Genomic DNA, 16,174 nt, shown 5'->3' with positions numbered 1-16,174 from the left:
GCTTCAAAGCCCGGCGGTCAGCACCGAACCATCAGCGCCGAGCCATCAGCATCGAGCCGTCAGCACCAGATGGTCAGCGCCGGGCGAGGAAGCGGAGCACCTTGTAGCCGAAGAGCAGGACCATGGCGCCGCCGATCGCCGACACCCAGGTCGTGACGTCGAGGAAGCTCACCTTCACCGTCCCGTGCATCCAGTGCGAGACGATCCAGGTGCCGATGTAGGAGCCGGTGATGCCGATCAGGGTGCTGCCGATCAGGCCGCGCTCCCCCCTCGACATCGCCATCCTGGCCAGTGTCCCCGACACCAGGCCCAGCACGATCCACGCCATCCAGCTCATCCGCCGCCCCTTGCGTCATCGGTGTGGCGACCCCGTCGAGCCCCCGGGTCCCGTTCGGAAGGACGTACGAGGGCCTCGCACCGTTCCAGCACCGGCAAGGACCGGTTCGAACCGGCCATCCGGGCGCCGTCGTACCGGTCGGCGGACTCCCCTCCCCCGGCACGCCCCGCCGTCTCCCGGACGCCGGGGCCGCACCGAACCATTCCGTCAGCGGCGCGAGTTGCCGAACAGCAGCCGGTAGGCGATCAGCAGCACCAGGGCGCCGCCGATCGCCGACACCCAGGTCGCCGCGTCGAAGAAGTGCGCGGAGATCGAGCGGTGCATGAAGTGCGACGCGATCCAGCCGCCGACGAAGGAGCCGGCGATGCCGATCAGGGTGGTCACGATCAGGCCGCCCGGGTCCTTCCCCGGCAGCAGCAGCTTGGCCAGCGCACCCGCCAGCAGGCCCAGCACGATCCACGCGACGATGCTCATCCGGCATCCCTTCCCGTCCAAGGCGCGACGGCCCCGTCCCGTCCGCTCTGCCCGCAAGGACGCCACCGCCCGCCGCCCGGTTCCGCCACCCGCGTCGGCCGCCCCGGTCGGCCACCCGCGCAGCACCGTCCGAACCCGGCAGACGAACCCAGCGGACGGGACCGGCCGACGGGACCGGCTGACGACACCGGCCGCCCAGGCCGGACCGCCCGCGCGTGGCGCCCTTCCCGCGCGCCGCCCGCGCCGAAATACTGCGGCCATGCGCATCCTGATCGCCACCGCCGGCTCCCGGGGCGACGTGGCCCCCTTCACCGGGCTCGGCGTCCGGCTGCGGGCGGCCGGGCATCAGGTGGCCGTCGCCACCCACGACACCTTCGCCGAGTCGGTACGGGCCGCCGGACTGGAGTTCCGCCCGCTGCCGGTCGACCCGCGCGCCGAACTCGCCTCCGCCGAGGGCCGGCGCCTGCTGCGGGCCGGCAGCGGACCGGGCGCCGTCCTGCAACTCCTGCGGCTCGGCCGGAGGTTCATGCCCGCACTCGGCGACGGCATCGCCGACGCCACGGCGCTCGGGACCGACCTGCTGCTGACCACCAGCACCACCAGCGCACTCGGCCAGGTCGCCGCCGAGGCGGCCGACATCCCCAGCATCGGGCTGTACCTCCAACCCCTCGCCCCCACCCGGGAGTTCGCGCCCGCCGTCACCGGCACCCGATCGCTCGGCCGGTCCGGCAACCTGCTGGCGGGACACGCCGTCCAGGCCGCGACCGACCAGCTGTTCGTCCCGGCCGTCCGCGGGCTGCGCCGTCGGCTCGGCCTGCCGCCGCTCGGCATCGCCCGGGCCCGCCGCAACCACCCCGTCCTGCACGGCTTCTCGCCACTGGTGGTGCCCCGACCCGCCGACTGGAGCCCCCGACTGGAGGTGGCGGGCTACTGGTGGCCGGCCGACCGGCCGGACTGGCAGCCCCCGGCCCGGCTGCTCGACTTCCTGGCCGCCGGGCCGCCGCCGGTCTTCGTCGGCTTCGGCAGCCTGGTCGTCCCCGACGCCGAGCGGCTGACCGCGACCGTCCTCGCCGCCGCCCGCGCCGCCCGGGTGCGCCTCCTGCTCCAGTCGGGGTGGAGCGGACTGGCCGCCGAGGACTCGGACTCCGTCCTGACCGTCGGCGACACCCCGCACGAATGGCTCTTCCCCCGCACCGCCGCCGTGGTCCACCACGCGGGTGCCGGCACCACGGCCGCCGCCCTCCGCTCCGGGACCCCCGCCGTCCCCGTGCCCGCCCAGCTCGACGCACCGTTCTGGTCCGCCCGACTGGCCCGGCTCGGCGTCTCCCCCGGCCCCGTCCCCCTGCGCGGCCTCACCCCCGCCCGCCTCGCCACCTCCCTCCGCCTGACGCTCGACGACCCCCGCTACCGCACCCGCGCCCGAGCCGTCGCCACCGCCCTGGCCGCCGAGGACGGCGCGGCCAAGGTCCTCGCCGCCGTCGAACGGGTTTCAGCGAACAGCTGACAACTGACAACTTTCGAAATCTGTCAGCTGTTCGCTGTCACCCGTCAGTCGTTCGTCCTCCCCCGTCAGCCCTCCCCCGCCTCCCCGCTCCCCCTCCTGACCACCCTGCTCAGCCCCAGGTACACCACGGCCGCCGCCGTCAGCCCGACGGCCCAGCCGTAGTCGGCGAGCGGCTTGAGGACGGGGATCAGGCCGTCCGCCGGGAAGGGTCCCTGCTTCGCACCGTCGGCGTCGACGGTGGAGTACGAGCCGCCGACGGCCAGCACGCCGCCCACCAGCAGCGCCGTCACGGCCCGCCAGTTCCAGCCGGCCGCGTACCAGTACGCCCCGCCCGGGCGGTACAGCTCGGCGAGCCGGAGGCGGGTGCGGCGCAGGGCCCAGTAGTCGGCGATCAGCACTCCGCCGACCGTGCCGAGCAGCCCGCCGACCACACCGAGCCAGGTGAAGATGTACACGTGCGGGTCGGAGATCAGCCGCCACGGGAGGATCACGATCCCGACCACCCCCGTGATCAGCGCCCCGGTCCGGAAGGTGACGAAGCGGGGCAGCAGGTTGGCGAGGTCGTACGCGGGCGACACCACATTGGCGGCGATGTTCACCGACAGCGTCGCGACCAGCACGGTCAGCAGCGCGAACAGGATGCCGACCGGGTTCTCCATCTTGGCGGCCAGCTGGATCGGGTCCCACACCGGGGCCCCGTAGACCGCCTCGGAGCCCGAGGTGACCAGCACGGACAGGAACGCGAAGAGCGTCATCGTGGTCGGCAGGCCGAGCGCCTGCCCGCGTATCTGGGCCCGCTGGCTGCCGCCGAAGCGGGTGAAGTCGGGGATGTTCAGCGAGAGGGTGGACCAGAACCCGATCATGCCCATCAGCGCGGGGAAGAAGACCTTCCAGAAGCCGCCGCCCCACCCCAGCCTGGACGGCTGGTCGAGCAATGGCCCGAGCCCGCCCGCCTTGACGGTGATCCACACCAGCAGCGCGAGCGCGCCGACGATGACGAACGGCGCCGCCCAGTTCTCGAACCGCCGCAGCGCCTCCATCCCCCGCGCGATGATGGCCATCTCGATCAGCCAGAACAGCAGGAACGAGAGCCACTGCGTCCACGGGTAGCCGCCGAACTCACCGGCCGTGCGCCAGGATTCGCCGAACAGCTTGCCCGCCAGCAGGAAGATGCCCTCGCCGCCGATCCAGGTCTGGATCCCGAACCAGGCGCAGGCCACCGCCGCCCGCAGCAGGGCGGGCAGGTTGGCGCCGCGCAGCCCGAAGGCGGCCCGGGCGAAGACCGGGAACGGGATGCCGTACTTGGTGCCGGCGTGCCCGGTGAGCAGCATCGGGACCAGCACGACGAGGTTGGCGAGCGCGATCGTCAGCACCGCCTGCTTCCAGTCCATGCCGAGCGTGACCAGGCCCGAAGCCAGCGTCCAGGACGGGATGTTGTGGGCCATGCCGACCCAGAGCGCGAGGAAGTTGTACGTGGTCCAGGTACGCCGTGCCACCGGGACCGGCCGCAGGTCGTCGCTGGTGAAGCCGTTGGGTGGCAAGTCCCCGGCGGCCGGGTCGAGTTCGACCCGGCCGTCGGGGTGGTGCCACTGTTTGCCGTCACTGGTCGCGGTTCCGGGCATGGGCAACTCCCGTCCGCCGCGGGCGGATCCGCGGCTGAGCTCGGGTGGGGGCGCCGGGCGGGGTCACAGCTGCGGGATGACGTCCGTCCCGTACGCGTCGATGGTGGTCTCGATGGCGTCGTGCATGGCGTAGACGGCGAACTGGTCGACGCCGAGCGAGCGGAGCTCCGCCAGTCGGGCCCGCTGCGCCTCCACCGGGCCGATCAGGCAGAAGCGGTCGATGATCCCGTCCGGGACGAAGGCCGTGTCCGGGTTCCCGGCCCGCCCGTGGTGGCTGTAGTCGTAGCCCTGCCGGTCCTTGATGTAGTCGGTGAGCGCCTCCGGTACCAGGTCGGAGTGCTCGCCGTAGTGGCTGACCAGGTCGGCGACGTGGTTGCCGACCATCCCGCCGAACCAGCGGCACTGCTCCCGGGCGTGGGCGAGCGCCTCGGGCGAGTCGTCGGCGGTGACGTAGGCCGGGGCGGCTACGCAGATGGTGATCGACTCCGGATCCCGGCCGGCCTCGACGGCGGCGGCCCGCACCGCCTTGACCATGAACTCGGTGAGGTAGGGGTCGGCCAACTGCAGGATGAAGCCGTCGGCCTGACGTCCCGTCAGGTTCAACGCCTTCGGCCCGTACGCCCCCATCCAGATCGGCAGGGAGGCGCCGGCGCGGACCCACGGCAGGTGCATCTCGCTGCCGTCCACCTCGGCGGTGCGCCCCTCGGCCAACTCCTTGATGGCGTGCATGGCTTCGGAGAGCCGGGCGAGGGTGGCGGGGCTCCGCCCGGCGACCCGCATGGCGGAGTCGCCGCGGCCGATGCCGCAGACGGTCCGGTTGCCGTACATGTCGTTGAGCGTGGCGAACGTGGAGGCGGTCACCTCCCAGGTGCGGGTGGAGGGGTTGGTGACCATCGGGCCGACGGTCATCCGCTCCGTCTCGACGAGGATCCGGCTGTAGATGACGAAGGGCTCCTGCCACAGCACGCAGGAGTCGAAGGTCCAGCCGTGGCTGAACCCGGCCCGCTCGGCGCGGATCATCCGGTCGATGAGCAGTCGGGCGGGCGGGTCGGTCTGGAGGACGAGGCCGATGTCCATGAGGGGCTCCAGGTAAGGGTTTTGACCGCCGCCACCCGGCCGTCGGCCGGATCGGTCGCCCCGGTCGAAGGGCCGGGCCGGCAGCCGGGCGGGCGACCGGACGGCCGGCAGACCGGGCGGCGGCGGGTGGACGTCGCGGAACGGGAGGAACGGGAGGGGCGGGAATCGGGAGAGGGATCAGACCAGGTACTGGCAGGTGTCCCGGCGCAGGAAGGTGCCGTGGCCGGCCCGGCCGCGCCAGTCGCCGTCGTCCAGCACGACGGTGCCGCGCGACACCACCGTCCGCACCCGGCCGGTGAGTCGACGGCCCTCGTAGGCCGAGTAGTCCACGTTCATGTGGTGGGTCGCGGCGGAGACGGTCTGCACCGCGGTGGGGTCGTAGACCACCAGGTCGGCGTCGGCACCCGGGGCGATGGTGCCCTTGCGCGGGTGCAGGCCGAACATCCGGGCCGGGGTGGTGCAGGCGATCTCGACCCAGCGGCGCCGGCTGATGTGCCCGTCCACCACGGCCTGGTGGAGCAGGTCCATCCGGTTCTCGACGCCCGGCAGGCCGTTGGGGATCTTCGAGAAGTCGCCCCGGCCCAGCTCCTTCTGGCCGACGAAGCAGAACGGGCAGTGGTCGGTGGAGACCACCTGGAGGTCGTTGGTGCGCAGCCCGCGCCAGAGCGCCTCCTGGTGCTCGCGCGGTCTGAGCGGCGTGCTGCACACGTACTTGGCGCCCTCGAAGCCGTCGGCGCCCTCCTCGGCGAGGTTGTCGGTGGAGAGGAAGAGGTACTGCGGGCAGGTCTCGCCGAAGACGTTGAGGCCGGCGTCCCGGGCCCCGACGAGTTCGGCGAGCGCGGCGGCGGCGGAGACGTGCACCACGTAGAGCGGGCTGCCGGCCACCTGGGCGAGCTTGATCGCCCGGTGGGTGGCCTCGGCCTCCAGCAGTTCGCGCCGGACCTCGCCGTGGTAGCGGGGGGCGGTCCTCCCGGCGGCGAGCGCCTGTTCGACCAGGACGTCGATGGCGATGCCGTTCTCCGCGTGCATCATGATCAGCCCGCCGTTGGCGGCGCCGCGCTGCATGGCCCGCAGGATGCGGCCGTCGTCGCTGTAGAAGACGCCGGGGTAGGCCATGAAGAGCTTGAAGGAGGTGGACTCGCCGGAGTCCACGAGGGTGTCCATCTCCTTGAGCACGGCGTCGTTGACGTCGGAGACGATGGTGTGGAAGGCGTAGTCGATCGCGCAGTTGCCCTCGGCCTTGGCGTGCCAGGTGTCCAGGCCCTCGCGCAGCGAGCCGCCGACCGACTGGACGGCGAAGTCCACGATGGTGGTGGTACCGCCCCAGGCCGCGGCGCGGGTGCCGGTCTCGAAGGTGTCGGAGGCCGCGGTGCCGCCGAACGGCAGCTCCATGTGGGTGTGGGCGTCGACCCCGCCCGGGATGACGTAGTGGCCGGTGGCGTCGATGACGGTGTCGGCGGTCCAGGCCTCGGCGGCGGAGCTGCCGGTGGTGGCCAGGGCGGCGACGCGCTCGCCCTCGATCAGGACGTCGGCGTGGAGTTCCTCGGTGGCGGTGATGACGAGGCCGCCGCGGACGACGGTGCGCTGGTGCGGGTCGCGGGTGGCCCTCACGTCGTTGGTGGTCATCGCGCTGCTCCTCAGGCCTCGGCGAGCGGTCCGTAGGCGTCGGGCCGGCGGTCCCGGTAGAACGCCCACTGCTGGCGGACCTGTTCGATCAGGCCGAGGTCGAGGTCGCGGACGACGAGTTCCTCCTCCTTGTCGGAGGCGACGTCGCCGACGAACTGCCCGCGCGGGTCCACGAAGTAGGAGGTGCCGTAGAAGTCGTTGTCGCCGTACTCCTCGGTGCCGACGCGGTTGATCGCGGCGACGAAGTACTCGTTGGCGACGGCGGCGGCGGGCTGTTCGAGCTGCCAGAGGTAGGCGGACAGGCCGCGGCTGGTGGCGGAGGGGTTGTAGACGATCTGCGCGCCGGCCAGGCCCAGGGCGCGCCAGCCCTCGGGGAAGTGGCGGTCGTAGCAGATGTACACGCCGACCTTGCCGACGGCGGTGTCGAACACGGGCCAGCCGAGGTTGCCGGGCTTGAAGTAGTACTTCTCCCAGAAGCCCTTGACCTGCGGGATGTGGTGCTTGCGGTACTTGCCGAGGTAGCTGCCGTCGGCGTCGATGACGGCGGCGGTGTTGTAGTAGACGCCGGCCTGTTCCTCCTCGTAGACCGGGACGACCATCACCAGCCCGAGCTCGCGGGCGAGGTCCCGCATCCGGCGCACGGTCGGGCCGTCGGGGACGGCCTCGGCCCAGCGGTAGTGCTCGGCTTCCTGGACCTGACAGAAGTACGGGGAGTTGAAGACCTCCTGGAAGCCGATGATCTTCGCTCCCTGGGCGGCGGCCTCGCGGGCGTACCGCTCGTGGAGCGCGATCATGCTCTCCTGGTCACCCGTCCAGCGGGTCTGGACGAGCGCGGCCCGGACGATCTGCGACATGGTTACCTCCGCAACTCCGCGGCCCGGCCGTGCGGTCGGGCCCGCGGTCTGAGGGTTGACGGGGCGGGTCTCGCCTGCGGGTCCGCTCGGGAAACCGCAGGGTCTACGTGCGTAGAAAGCGATCTGTAGACGGTAGGCCCGGCCTCGGTGGCCTGACAATACGTCGGTGGAAACGCGTCTGGGGTGATCTTGTTGCGCGGACACGCGGATGGTCCCGGGTGGGATGAAAAGCTGATCTACCCCACGCGTCGCCTTCTTACTCGTTCGAGTGAAACCGGACACCCCGAGTGCGCAATCGGCGATGGTGGGGTAAGACCCGCGTGGACATCGCGGTGGATCACTACGGATCGTCAGTCATCGGTGGTTTCCTACGAGTTCAGCGTCCCGGTCACGGGGGATCGGGGCGGCCAAGCGGGGGGTGACGATGGTGGTGGCGGATTCCGCGACGGAAACCGCGGCGGCGAAGGAAGCGGCGGAGGCGACGGGTACGGCAGGTGGCGCGGCGGGCGGAGGCCCGGCGGCGCGGCCGCCCGCCCTGCCCGCCTGGGCCGGCCTGCTGCTCGCCCTCGGCGCCCTGCTGCCGGTCCTCCTCGGCGGGCTGCTGTTCCGCCACCAGGCGCCGCGCGTACGGGACGTCGCCCTCCAGCTCGCCGGTTCCCGTGCGGCGGCCGAGGCCGTGATCGGCGGCCGCGCCGCGGACCACCTGGCCGCGCTGCGCGCCGACGGCTGGCTGATCGGCGGCTACGGGCTGACGTTGCTCGCCGCCGCGCTGCTCGGCGGGTACGTGCTCGGGCCGGCCCGCCGGCGGCTGTCGGCCGTCGCGGTCGGCGGCGCCGGGCTGCTCGCGGCCTGCTGCGACCTGGGCGAGGACGCGCTGCTGCGCGCCGGGCTGGACGGCCTCCATCCGGGTGCGGGCGGTTCCGACGCCCCCTTCGCCGTCGCCACCGCGCTCGCCACCGTCAAGTGGCTGCTGCTCCTGCCCGCCGGGGTACTCGCGGCGGGCATCCTGCTGGTGACCGCCACCCGCGCGGTGCGCGGGCTCCGGCCGTCGCGGGCGGGCGCGAAGGCCCGCGGCACCGACTCCCCCGACCGTCCGGCGCTGATCCCGCCCTGGCCGATCGCCACCCGGCGCGGCGCCACGGCACCCGCCGCCGAAGCGCCGGACGCCCCGGACACGCCCGTCCGGCACGCCCACTGGCGCGACGCCGCCCGGGTGCCGCCCGGCCGCGAACCCGCCGAACTCGGCTTCTGCGCCTCCGGCGGCGGCATCCGCTCCGCCTGCGTCACCCTCGGCGCGCTCCAGTCGCTGCGGCCGTGGCTGAAACGGGCCCGCTACCTGGTCTCCGTCTCGGGCGGCGGCTACACCGTCGGCGCGCTCCAGCTCGCGCTCAGCGACTCCGCGCCCGGCAGCCCGGTGCGCGCCGTCTCGGGCCTGACGGCCGACACCGTGATGGAGTCCGGGTCCCCCGAGGAGGACCACCTCCGCCGACACGGCAAGTACATCGCCGACGGCGCGGGCGAATGGCTGGTCGCCCTCGGGACGCTGCTGCGCGGGGTGCTGTCCGCCCTCACCCTGCTGCTGGCCGCAGTCCTGGCACTCGGCCTCGGGCTCAGCCGCTTCTACCGGGCCGTGCCGCTCACCGACCTGAGCCACCTGGCGGCGGCCTGCCTGCGCCACGCCGGCGCCGTACCGGGGCCGTTGGAGCTCCGGGCACCGGCGCTCGCCGCCTTCGGCCTCCTGCTGGCCTCGGCCACCGGGTGCTGGCTGCTCTGGCTGCTGGCCTTCCCCTCGCTCGGCTGGCAGGCGCTGCTGCCACGGGCGCTGCGCAGGGCCAATCTCGGCCTGCTCGCCCTGGCCGCCCTGCTGGCCGTCGGGGTGCTGGTGGTACCGGGCCTGGCCTGGGGCGCGGTGCGGCTCCAGCAGGCGCTGGCGGCGGGGCCGCAGCTCACCGGCGCGGGGCTCGGCCTGACCGTGGCGCTCAGCTACCTGGCGCTGCTGCTCGGCATACTCTGGCGCGACCGCCGGACGCCCGGTCGGGGTGCCACCACACCGGGCGCGGCGGGCCGGCCCCGTGTCAGCGGCGCCAGCCTCCCGCAGACCCTCGTGGTCTGCTCCGCCCTCCTGGCGCTGACGGCAGGTGCGCTGCTGGCCCTCGGCTGGGCGGTCGCCACCGGCTACGCCTGGCCGACGGCCGTCCAGGTGCTGCTGCCCCTGGTGCTCGGCGCGGTCGGGCTGAACCTCGACCAGACCTGGGTGAGCCTGCACCCGTTCTACCGGTTGCGGCTGGCCTCGGCGTTCGCGGTCCGGCGGGCCACCGAGGGCGGCCGGTCGGTGGCCCGCCCGTACCACTTCTTCCGGGAGCAGACGTGGCTGAGCCACTACGGCGCCCGGCACCCCGACTTCCCCCAGGTGATCTTCTCGGCGGCGGCCAACCTGTCGGGCAACTCCCGTACGCCACCGGGCCGTCCGGCGGCCTCCTTCTCGCTCTCCTACGACTACGTGGGCGGCCCGGACATCGGGTACGCGCGCACCGACCTGCTGGAGCGGCGCACCAGTGCGCACATCGCCCGGGACCTCACCGTACAGTCGGCGATGGCCGTCTCCGGCGCGGCCTTCTCCTCCGCGATGGGGCGGGAATCCCGCGTCTACCAGCGGCTGTTCGCGGTGACCAACGCCCGCCTCGGGACGTGGCTGCCCAACCCGGCGGTGCTCGGCCCCGACTGGTCCGGTCCGCCGGACTGGCGCCGCCCCGCGCAGCCCGCCGTCCGCCGCCTCCCGTACCAACTGCGGGAGCTGATCGGGCGGTTCCCGGCCGACGACCGCTTCCTGCTCACCACCGACGGCGGCCACTACGAGAACCTCGGGCTGGTCGAGCTGCTGCGGCACCGGGTACGGACGGTGGTCTGCATCGACGCCAGCGGCGACGCGGGGTACGCCACCAACCTGGCCGCCGCAATCACCCTGGCCCGCGAGGAGCTGGGCGTCGCCATCACCCTGCACGAGCCCGAGCTGCTGATCCCGGGCACCGGCGCCGACCGGCCCGCCGAGGGTGACGACGCGGACGGCCGCGTGGACGGCCGCACGGACGACAGTGTGCAGGGCCGCGCGGGCCGCCGGCCGCCGCTGCGCGGGCTCGCGGCACAGCTCTCCGCCCGGCTCTCGGCCCGGGCGGTGGTCACCGGGGACATCCGCTACCCGGATCTGGATGAGGGGCCCGGGGCCGTCCGGCACGGCCGGCTGATCCTCCTCCAGGCGGTACTGACCCCCGGGATGCCGTACGAGCTGCACGCCTACGCGATGGCGAACCGGGCCTTCCCGAACGACCGCACCAGCGACCAGTGGTTCGACCACCAGCAGTTCGACGCCTACCAGACGCTCGGCCGCCACCTGGGAGAACAGGCCGCGCCGCTGATCGAGCAGGCACTGACCGACCAGGCGCGGGCCGAGCAGGCACCGGCCGAGCAGGCACCGGCCGGACCGGCCCCGGGCCCCACCGGGTCGGTGCCCGCACAGCCGACGCGCGACACCGACCCGGCACCGTCCGCCACGGCTCCCCCGGCACCGCGCCGCCCGGCCGAGGAGTAGCCGGGAGGCGACCGACGGATGCTCGAAGGGGGCTCGGCGAGCGGGCGACGGGTAGCCGACCGGTCCGCCGGTCGCCGGGAACGGACGGCGGCGGACGGTCGGCCCGGCTTGACTTCCTCCGCTTCGCTCGGGAAAGATCCGGCGCATGGACTCCGGCGCCACTCTGGTATGCCGCCTGCACGTCGATCTGCGACGCCAGGCGAGTTCCATCTGTGCCTGTTGACCTTGTTCTCCCCCGCCGGTCCCGCTCTGTGACGTCTGCCAGGGCCCGCGCCGCGCACCCGCACCCGCAGTCCTGACCCCGCACCCGCCCCGGCGCACCCTTGCGTGCCGGGCCGCCCCGTCGGCCCGCGCCCTCCACCGCCGCCGGACACCGGGCGCTTCCCACCGACGTTCCCGCCGCACCCGAGGACGCCCTCATGACTCTGAGCCCGAGCCCGAGCATCAGCTCCGAAACCCAGCCGACCGTAAGCCCCGACAACACCCGCCCCGCCGCCGCGAGCCCCACGAGCGCCCCCGAGCCACCACCGACGCCGCCCGCCGGGGGCACCCCCGCGCCGCTCACCCCCAGCACCCTGCGGACCATCGTCCGCGAACTGGCCGAGCGGCCCGAGGAGTGGATCCACCACGTCCGCCTCTCCACCGAGGAGCGCTGGTACCGGCGGCTGGCCGCGGACGACGACCACGAGGTGTGGCTGATCAGCTGGCTGCCCGGCCAGTCCACCGGCTTCCACGACCACGGCGGCTCGCGCGGCGCCTTCGCCGTCGCCCTCGGCGAGTTGGAGGAGCTGTCCCTCGGCGGGCCCGAGCAGGGCCTGCTGATCCGCCGGATCCCGGCCGGCACCGCCCGCGCCTTCGGCCCCGAGTACGTGCACGACGTGCGCAACACCGCCGTCGGCCCCGCCGTCACCCTGCACGCCTACTCGCCGCCGCTGAGTTCGATGGCGCACTACGACCTGCGGGCCGGCGGGCTCGTCCGCACCTCCGAGGAAGGACCTGAACAGTGGTGACCACGATCGACGACCTGGTGGAGCGGGCCCGGGAGGGCGTCCACCGACCGCGCGCCCGCGAGGCGTACCAGGCCCAGCTGGACGGCGCGCTGCTGGTGGACATCCGTCCGGCGGCGCAGCGGGCGGCCGAGGGGGAGATCCCCGGCTCGCTGATCATCGAACGCAACGTGCTGGAGTGGCGGCTCGATCCGACGGGCAGTCACCGGATTCCCGAGGCCTCGGGCTACGACGTCGAGGTGGTCGTGGTCTGCTCCGAGGGCTACGCCTCCAGCCTGGCCGCGGCCTCCCTGCGCGAGCTGGGACTGCACCGGGCGACCGACCTGGACGGCGGTTTCGTCGGCTGGGCGGCCGCCGGCCTGCCGACCCGTCAGGGCGGCTGAGCCTGCGGTCGCACCGCGTGCCGGGGCGGTAAATCAGGGACAGGAGATGATGCAGGTCATAGTGTGATCAGAGTTTCCGCTGGTCCAAAGCCGGGCAACCACGCGGGCGGAAGTACGCCCGGGCGCTTGAAACCGCCGCCACCGAACGACCCTGACCGAACGACCGAACGACCCAGGCGCCGCCTTTCCGGGGCGCCCTGACGAGGAAACTCCACGTGATCAGATTCGAGGGCGCGGGAATGCGCCACCCCGACGGCACCATCGCCGTCGAGGGACTGGACCTGGAGGTCCCGACCGGTCGGATAACCGTCCTGGTCGGACCGTCCGGCTGCGGGAAGACCACCCTGCTGCGCATGGTCAACCGGATGGTCGAGCCCACTTCGGGCCGGGTCCTGCTGGACGACACGGACGTCGCGGAGCTGGAACCCGCCAAGCTGCGCCGCGGCATCGGGTACGTGATCCAGCAGGCCGGGCTCTTCCCGCACCGCAAGGTGATCGACAACATCGCCACCGTCCCCTACCTGCTCGGCTGGGACCGGAAGAAGGCCCGCGCCCGCGCCGCCGAACTGCTCGAACTGGTCGGGCTCGCGCCCGAGACCGCCAAGCGGTACCCGTTCCAGCTGTCCGGCGGCCAGCAGCAGCGGGTCGGCGTGGCGCGCGCACTGGCCGCCGACCCGCCGGTGCTGCTGATGGACGAGCCGTTCAGCGCGGTCGACCCGGTGGTGCGGGCCGGGCTCCAAGAGGAGTTGCTGCGGCTCCAGTCCGAGCTGCACAAGACGGTGCTGTTCGTCACCCACGACATCGAGGAGGCCGTCCGGCTCGGCGACCAGGTGGTGGTGCTGCGCGAACACGGCCGGATCGCCCAACTGGCCGACCCGCACACCCTGCTCACCACCCCCGCCGACGAGGGCGTGGCCGCCTTCCTCGGGCGCGACCGGGGCCTGCGCGGCCTCGCCCTGCGCCCCGCGAGCGGCGTCCGGCTCCGCCCGGTGGGCGACGGACTCCGGTACGGCGGCTGGGAGTTGGCCCTGGACGACGGGCGCCGCCCGATCGGCTGGATCGACCGCGACGCCGTCACCGCCGAGCTGCACCCGGCGGCGGCCTTCCGCCCGGACGCCGACACCCTGCGCACGGCGCTGGACGCCGCCGTCCTCTCCCCCGCCGGGGTCGCGGTCGCGCTGGACGCCGAGGGCCGGGTCACCGGCACCGCGAGCCGCGAGGCCGTCCTCGCCGCACTGCGGCCCGACGCCTCCGGCCCGCCGGCCGCTGATGCGCCCGTCCGCACCGACAAGCCCCCGGCCGCCGGCGGCCACCCGGGCGGGGCATCCGACCCGGACGGAACGGGCGGCACGGGCAGCACGGACGGAGCCGACGGTGGACGATGAACCGATCGTCCGCTGGTACTGGATCGGCGACCACCTCGGCTACCTGGGCCACCTGCTCGCCGACCACGCCGTGATCGCCCTCGTCCCCGTGCTCATCGGCCTGCTGCTGGCCGTCCCGCTCGGCCTGGCCTGCGCCCGCTACCCCCGGCTGTACCAGCCGCTCTCCGCCGTGTTCAACATCGTCTACGCGCTGCCCTCGCTGGCCGTGTTCGTGGTGCTGATCCCGTACACCGGCCTCGCCACCCAGGCGACGGTGATGATCCCGCTCACCTTCTACGCCCTCGCCGTGCTGCTGCCGACCACCGTGGACGGCCTGCGCGCCGTCCCGGACTCCGTCCGGCAGGCCGCCACCGCGATGGGGTACGGGCCGTGGCACCGGCTGACCTCGGTCGAGCTGCCCGCCGCCGTGCCGTACCTGATCGCCGGACTGCGGGTCGCGGCGGTGTCCAGCATCTCGCTGGCCAGCGTCGGCGCGCTGGTCGGTCGCGGCGGGCTCGGCTACCTGTTCGTCGACGGCTTCCAGCGCACCTTCCCGACCCCGATCCTGGCCGGCATCGTGCTGATCGCCGTCCTCGCGCTGGCCGTCGACCTGGTGCTGGTGGCCGCCCGGCGGCTGCTCGCGCCCTGGGCCGTCCGGGAGAAGGGAGCGGGCTCGTGAACTGGCTGAACTGGCTGAGCGACTTCTTCACCGACCCGGACCACCTCAGCGGGCCGGACTCGATCGTGCACCGGGTCTCCGAGCACCTGCTGCTCTCCGGCACGGCCCTGCTGTTCGCGGCGCTGCTCGCCGTCCCGCTCGGGCTGCTGATCGGCTACACCGGGCGCGGCGTCACCGTGGTGACCGCGCTCGCGGGCGCCGCCCGCGCCCTGCCCACCCTCGGCCTGGTGACGCTGGCGGTGCTGCTCGCCGGGGTCGGCGACACCGCCGTACTGGTCCCGCTGGTCGCGCTCGCCGCGCCGCCGCTGCTGGTGGCCGCCGTCGAGGGGGTGCGCGGCACCGACCCGGACGTCCGGGACGCGGCGCGCGGCATCGGGCTGACCCACCCCCAGGTGCTGTGGCAGGTCTGCCTGCCCTCGGCCGCCCCGACCCTGCTGGCGGGCTTCCGCACCGCGACCGTGCAGGTGATCGCGACCGCCACGGTGGCCGCCTACGTCGGGCTGGGCGGCCTCGGCCGCTACGTCATCGACGGGCTGGCGACCCGCAAGTACGCCGTGACCGTGGGTGGCGCGCTGCTGGTGGTCCTGCTCGCGGTCGTCGCCCAGCTGTTCTTCGCCCTGCTCGCCCGGTTCGCGCTCCCGCCCGGGGTGCGCGCCCAGCAGCGGCCCCACTGACTCCGTTCCCCCTCCCCTCCCGTTCCGGAAGGACATCTGTCACCATGTCGACAATCAACCGAAGCCGCCGCGTCGCCGCCCTCGGCACCCTCGCCGCGCTCACCCTCGGCGCCACCGCCTGCGGCTCCTCCGGCGGCAACCCGCTCGACGGGGGTTCGAGCGCCTCGGCCGCCACGGGCGGCGCGGGCGCGTCCGGCTCGACCGTGGTGGTCGGCTCGGCCAACTTCCCGGAGAACGTCCTGCTCGGGTCGATCTACTCGCAGGCGCTCAAGGCCAAGGGCGTGAAGGTCCAGGAGAAGTTCAACATCGGCAGCCGCGAGGTGCTCTACGGGCAGTTGCAGAGCGGCAACCTCACCGTCCTGCCGGAGTACAACGGCTCGCTGCTCGCCTACCTGGACGCCAAGTCCACCGCCGTCACCACCCAGGACGTGAACGCGGAGCTCGCCAAGACGCTGCCCGCCACGCTGGGCATCCTCGAGTCCTCCCCGGCCGAGGACAAGGACTCGCTCAGCGTCACCCAGGAGACGGCCGACAAGGACAACCTCAAGAGCATCGCCGACCTCGCCGCCAAGGCCGGCGAGTACACCATCGGCGGGCCGCCGGAGTTCAAGAGCCGCCGCGAGCAGCAGCTCAAGGACGTCTACGGGCTGACCTTCAAGGAGTGGAAGCCCACCGGCGACGCCACCGCGAACGCGCTCAAGGACGGCAGCATCCAGGTCGGCAACGTGTTCACCACCGACCCGAAGATCGTCCAGTACAAGCTGGTCCCGCTGGCCGACCCGAAGAACATCTTCGGCGCCCAGAACGTCACCCCGCTGGTCAACAAGGCGGGCGTGGACGCGACCGCGACGGCGGCGCTCAACGCGGTGTCGGCCAAGCTCGACACGGCCGGGCTGGTGGCGCTGATGAAGCGCGTGTCGGTGGACAAGGAGGACCCGTCGGCGGTCGCCAAGGACTGGCTGAAGTCCAACGGCCTCGGCTGACGGC

At 73.5% G+C, this 16,174-nt stretch carries 15 protein-coding genes; 9 read left to right on the top strand and 6 right to left on the bottom strand.

The genetic code is table 11. The features are described from left to right. Positions 1–73: 73 nt before the first annotated feature. Together ACFU7Z_RS20535 and ACFU7Z_RS20530 are read right to left on the bottom strand one after the other, a co-directional pair. Entirely contained in the window at positions 74–337 is a 264-nt protein-coding gene (locus ACFU7Z_RS20535) for a GlsB/YeaQ/YmgE family stress response membrane protein (RefSeq protein WP_063780048.1), read from the bottom strand. Positions 338–544: 207 nt separating this feature from the next. Further along, positions 545–811: a GlsB/YeaQ/YmgE family stress response membrane protein gene (locus ACFU7Z_RS20530; RefSeq protein WP_117491020.1), complete on the bottom strand. Its 267-nt coding sequence runs from the start codon at positions 809–811 to the stop codon at positions 545–547. Between the two features lie 259 nt (positions 812–1,070). Here ACFU7Z_RS20530 and ACFU7Z_RS20525 point away from each other — a divergent pair, with 259 nt between their 5' ends. Then, positions 1,071–2,315, top strand: coding sequence for a glycosyltransferase (locus ACFU7Z_RS20525; RefSeq protein WP_380778702.1), 1,245 nt, complete (start codon positions 1,071–1,073; stop codon positions 2,313–2,315). Between the two features lie 65 nt (positions 2,316–2,380). On the opposite strand, the gene ACFU7Z_RS20520 is transcribed toward ACFU7Z_RS20525, so the two are convergent. From ACFU7Z_RS20520 to ACFU7Z_RS20505, 4 genes are all read right to left on the bottom strand, one after another. After that, positions 2,381–3,937 (bottom strand): NCS1 family nucleobase:cation symporter-1, encoded by a 1,557-nt coding sequence (locus tag ACFU7Z_RS20520; protein WP_380778700.1) that lies wholly within the window; start codon positions 3,935–3,937, stop codon positions 2,381–2,383. Positions 3,938–4,000: 63 nt separating this feature from the next. Then, on the bottom strand, positions 4,001–5,014 hold the full coding sequence (locus ACFU7Z_RS20515) for a TIGR03842 family LLM class F420-dependent oxidoreductase (protein WP_380778698.1): 1,014 nt from the start codon (positions 5,012–5,014) through the stop codon (positions 4,001–4,003). 177 nt (positions 5,015–5,191) lie between these two features. Beyond that, positions 5,192–6,640 (bottom strand): dihydropyrimidinase, encoded by a 1,449-nt coding sequence (gene hydA / locus ACFU7Z_RS20510; RefSeq protein WP_380778696.1) that lies wholly within the window; start codon positions 6,638–6,640, stop codon positions 5,192–5,194. 11 nt (positions 6,641–6,651) lie between these two features. Then, positions 6,652–7,494 (bottom strand): nitrilase-related carbon-nitrogen hydrolase, encoded by an 843-nt coding sequence (locus ACFU7Z_RS20505; RefSeq protein WP_049649708.1) that lies wholly within the window; start codon positions 7,492–7,494, stop codon positions 6,652–6,654. 430 nt (positions 7,495–7,924) lie between these two features. Between ACFU7Z_RS20505 and ACFU7Z_RS20500 the strand changes: the two genes are divergently transcribed. From ACFU7Z_RS20500 to ACFU7Z_RS20465, 8 genes are all read left to right on the top strand, one after another. After that, positions 7,925–11,080, top strand: a complete 3,156-nt coding sequence (locus tag ACFU7Z_RS20500; RefSeq protein WP_380778693.1) for a hypothetical protein — start codon at positions 7,925–7,927, stop codon at positions 11,078–11,080. Between the two features lie 145 nt (positions 11,081–11,225). Continuing rightward, on the top strand, positions 11,226–11,303 hold the full coding sequence (locus tag ACFU7Z_RS20495; protein WP_107086570.1) for a putative leader peptide: 78 nt from the start codon (positions 11,226–11,228) through the stop codon (positions 11,301–11,303). Positions 11,304–11,499: 196 nt separating this feature from the next. Further along, positions 11,500–12,090 (top strand): cysteine dioxygenase, encoded by a 591-nt coding sequence (locus tag ACFU7Z_RS20490; protein WP_380778690.1) that lies wholly within the window; start codon positions 11,500–11,502, stop codon positions 12,088–12,090. Further along, positions 12,084–12,470 carry a rhodanese-like domain-containing protein gene (locus tag ACFU7Z_RS20485; RefSeq protein WP_049657033.1) on the top strand — a complete coding sequence of 129 codons (387 nt, stop codon included), beginning with the start codon at positions 12,084–12,086 and terminating at the stop codon, positions 12,468–12,470. Before ACFU7Z_RS20490 ends, ACFU7Z_RS20485 begins: the two co-directional genes overlap by 7 nt. Before the next feature lie 215 nt (positions 12,471–12,685). Next, positions 12,686–13,855, top strand: coding sequence for an ABC transporter ATP-binding protein (locus ACFU7Z_RS20480; RefSeq protein WP_380778688.1), 1,170 nt, complete (start codon positions 12,686–12,688; stop codon positions 13,853–13,855). Further along, the gene (locus tag ACFU7Z_RS20475; protein WP_049657035.1) at positions 13,845–14,513 is read left to right on the top strand and encodes an ABC transporter permease; all 669 of its coding nucleotides are present in this window, start codon (positions 13,845–13,847) and stop codon (positions 14,511–14,513) included. The genes ACFU7Z_RS20480 and ACFU7Z_RS20475 overlap by 11 nt, the downstream gene beginning before the upstream one ends. Continuing rightward, positions 14,510–15,187: an ABC transporter permease gene (locus tag ACFU7Z_RS20470; protein ID WP_380778686.1), complete on the top strand. Its 678-nt coding sequence runs from the start codon at positions 14,510–14,512 to the stop codon at positions 15,185–15,187. Before ACFU7Z_RS20475 ends, ACFU7Z_RS20470 begins: the two co-directional genes overlap by 4 nt. Positions 15,188–15,231: 44 nt before the next feature. Continuing rightward, complete coding sequence (locus ACFU7Z_RS20465; protein ID WP_380778684.1) at positions 15,232–16,170, top strand: ABC transporter substrate-binding protein; 939 nt, start codon at positions 15,232–15,234, stop codon at positions 16,168–16,170. The last annotated feature ends 4 nt before the right edge of the window (positions 16,171–16,174 follow it).

This window comes from Kitasatospora sp. NPDC057518 (assembly GCF_042802075.1).
GTDB lineage: Bacteria > Actinomycetota > Actinomycetes > Streptomycetales > Streptomycetaceae > Kitasatospora.
Note: the sequence above shows the minus strand (reverse complement) of the source record. Positions and strands in the feature narration are given on the sequence as shown.